The sequence below is a fragment of the Thioalkalivibrio sp. genome, from assembly GCF_007692535.1.
Taxonomy (GTDB): Bacteria; Pseudomonadota; Gammaproteobacteria; order Ectothiorhodospirales; family Ectothiorhodospiraceae; genus Thioalkalivibrio.
The window spans coordinates 1-2692 of sequence record NZ_REBW01000003.1 but is presented as its reverse complement, the minus strand read 5'-3'; the positions used below and the strand labels follow the sequence as shown (position 1 = coordinate 2692).

The 2692-nt window shown below is 66.4% G+C and carries 3 protein-coding genes; 1 reads left to right on the top strand and 2 read right to left on the bottom strand.

The annotated features are described in order from the left end of the window. A partial coding sequence (locus EA346_RS00040; protein WP_296754055.1) for a TniQ family protein occupies positions 1–265 on the bottom strand: 265 nt, incomplete at its 3' end. Between the two features lie 155 nt (positions 266–420). Beyond that, a complete protein-coding gene (locus tag EA346_RS00035) occupies positions 421–1326 on the bottom strand; it encodes a LysR family transcriptional regulator (protein WP_296754053.1) in 906 nt (301 codons plus the stop codon). A gap of 414 nt (positions 1327–1740) precedes the next feature. Here EA346_RS00035 and EA346_RS00030 point away from each other — a divergent pair. After that, on the top strand, positions 1741–2692 hold a 952-nt coding region (locus EA346_RS00030), incomplete at its 3' end, for a lipocalin-like domain-containing protein (RefSeq protein WP_296754050.1).

The following is a 2692-nucleotide window of genomic DNA, read 5'->3' as shown; positions in this document are numbered from 1 at the left end:
CATGCTCCGGGCACACCCCGACGGCGGCGAAGCACCAGAGGATCTGGTGCCGCCATGCCGCCATGTTCCCGTCCGCACGCAGGCACAACGGGCAGAACCGGCGCACACGGGGGCTGGCGAAGCTGCGCTGGCAGTCCTCTCCGCGGAACGTATTGAAGCGTGTGAGAAGGGAAAACGCGCCGTGCCGCACCCGTCCGGGATCCTCGCCCGCGGCCGCGGCCAGGGCACCGACGACCGACGCCTCGCCGGTCAGGAAAGCGGTCACGGGGATATCTGCCAGTCGGAGTGCGCGGAATGCTGCAGTGCGGTATTGCCGAACCGGTCATTGATCCTTGCCGCAGCAATCATGACCGGGCCATTCACCGATGCCGCCGTACCGATGCGTGCGCGAACGCCCGGCGGACCGGGGTGGCGTCGGTGCTAGAAACTCGATTCGATCTGCGTCCGCCGCAGCGTTTCCACAAACCGTTTCAGCCCACTGGACCAGGGTTGGTCGCGTCGCCAGACCAAACCGTAATCCATCTGCATCCAGGGCTCCTGGAGAGGCAAGGTCACGAACTCGCCCCGCTCGAGCTCGTCCTCGATGAAGGCGGGCGGCGCGGCGCTGATCGCGCGGCCGTTGCGCACCGCGGCGGTCATCGCCGCGAAAGAATCTACGCAGATTGCCGGCACGAAATCCCCTGTGCTCGGATCGCATCGCCCGGCCACGCCGAGATCGGCCGGCAGGACATCGAGCCAGCGCCCCTGCATCAGGGTCATCGCCCAGGGAAAGCGCATCACGTCGGCCCATGTGACCTCGGCCCTTTGGGCGAGGGGGTGGCGTCTGTCGCAGAAGAAGGCGACCGGGCCGCCGCCCAGACGCTCCGCCGCGAGCTCGGGGTGCACGAGCGCGGAGCGGGTGTCGGTGATGGCCAGTTCGCTGCGTCGCTCGAGGACGTCTTCGAGACAGGTTCGCCAGTCGCGCACGACGAACCGGCCCTGGAAGCTCCGAATGTTTGTCGTATGGGCGGCCATGCCTGCGAGGCCCACGGCCTCGGCCGCGAAAGGTCCGATGGAGACGCGCACGCCACGCTCGGCCTCGCCCCGTTTGAACTCGAGCGCCTGGGAAAGATCCTTGAAGCCTGCGATCAGGGCATCGCAGCGCAGCAGAACGATCTCGGCGTAATCGGTCGGCGTGACGGCGGTACGGCTCCGCTCGAAAAGCTGTGCCCCGATCGCTTCCTCCAGTCGGGCGAGGGCGCGGCTCAGGCTCGGCTGGCTCATCCCCAGTTCATCTGCGGCGCGTGCAAAGTTGCGGTGCGAGGCCAAAGCGCGCACGATCTTCAACTCGCGAACTGTTCTCATCGATGCACCAACGGCATCATACAGTCTCTATGCACTGGGAGTGGGTGCGTCCACACAACTTTGCATGCGGCGTGTCGCAGCGCAGGCGGCGGGTTCCGCTGCTGATATTGCCGCATTTCTCGTTGTTTGCATCCGGAGCGTTGCCGGGCACGGTGTGATCCATGCCGGGTGATCGTCTCGCCGGGGCGCCACCGCGGGCCTGCGGCTGATGTGCGATCGACATCACGGGTGCCGAACCCTGCATTGGACAGCGGACCCCGGGTCAAGGGAGATGGCGGGGCTGCCCCGACAGGACGCGTTGTCTTCCGAGCCCCTCGGTCTTCGAACGCGCCGAGGGCAACGGCCGACGCGCCCCGAGGGCGCACCCTTGATCAAGCGCCGTCAGGAAAGATTGACATGACCCCCAGGACCCCTCCTGCCCCCCATCGGGATGCGCAGCTCACCCGCCGAACGCTGCTGCAGGCCGCGCCAGCCACGGGCCTTGCCATCGGCGCGGGCGCCTTTGCCGGGACGCTGGCCGCCGGCACCACCTCTGCCCGCGGCTCCACCGGGCCGGCGCCGTTTCAGGGCCCCGGCGTGGAGACGACGACCGGACAGGCGCTCTATTCCCTTCCGCGCGACCATGCCTGGCATGGCGGCACGTTCTATCAGTCCAACGACTTCAACGAGTGGCACTACATCACGGTTATCGGTCGTGACCTCGACACCGGCGAGCGCATTTCGGTGTTCTGGGTGCCGCTCAGCCAGGGCTGGGTCGCGGCGGAAGGCCGCCCGTTGCACAACGTGCTGTTCGCCTTCCAGAACCTCGACACCGGCGAGTTCCACACCGCGCTGCTGTACATCACCGGGCCGTTGACCACCGAAGGATCGGCGCCGGACGCCGAGGACTTTCACTTCCGCTACGAGATCGACGACGGCGAGAACGGGTTCACCACTGCCTACACCCATGCCGACGAGACGTGGAGGTTCTCCGGCTACAACACCAAGGTGGACGACTGGAACCATGCGTTCCGGCTGTCGATGTCGGCGACGGCGAGGGCACCCGGCTATGTGCCGATGGCCTATTGGGGTCTGGAAAGCATCGGGGTCGATCCGCAGGATCGACAGAACCCCGAGACGATGTACGGCATGACCATCTATTACACGGCCCCGGACATGGCTGCGTCGGGCGAACTCGAAGTGGGCGGCCGCACGGTCCGCTTCGAGGGCACGGGCTGGTTCGAACACCAGTGGGGCAATTTCCGCAACACGCTGCAGTATCGCTATTTCTGGGGATTTTTCCGGTTCGAGAACGGCGATACCATGACGTACCGCCAGTACTACTCGGGCGAGGATTTCCGCGATCCGC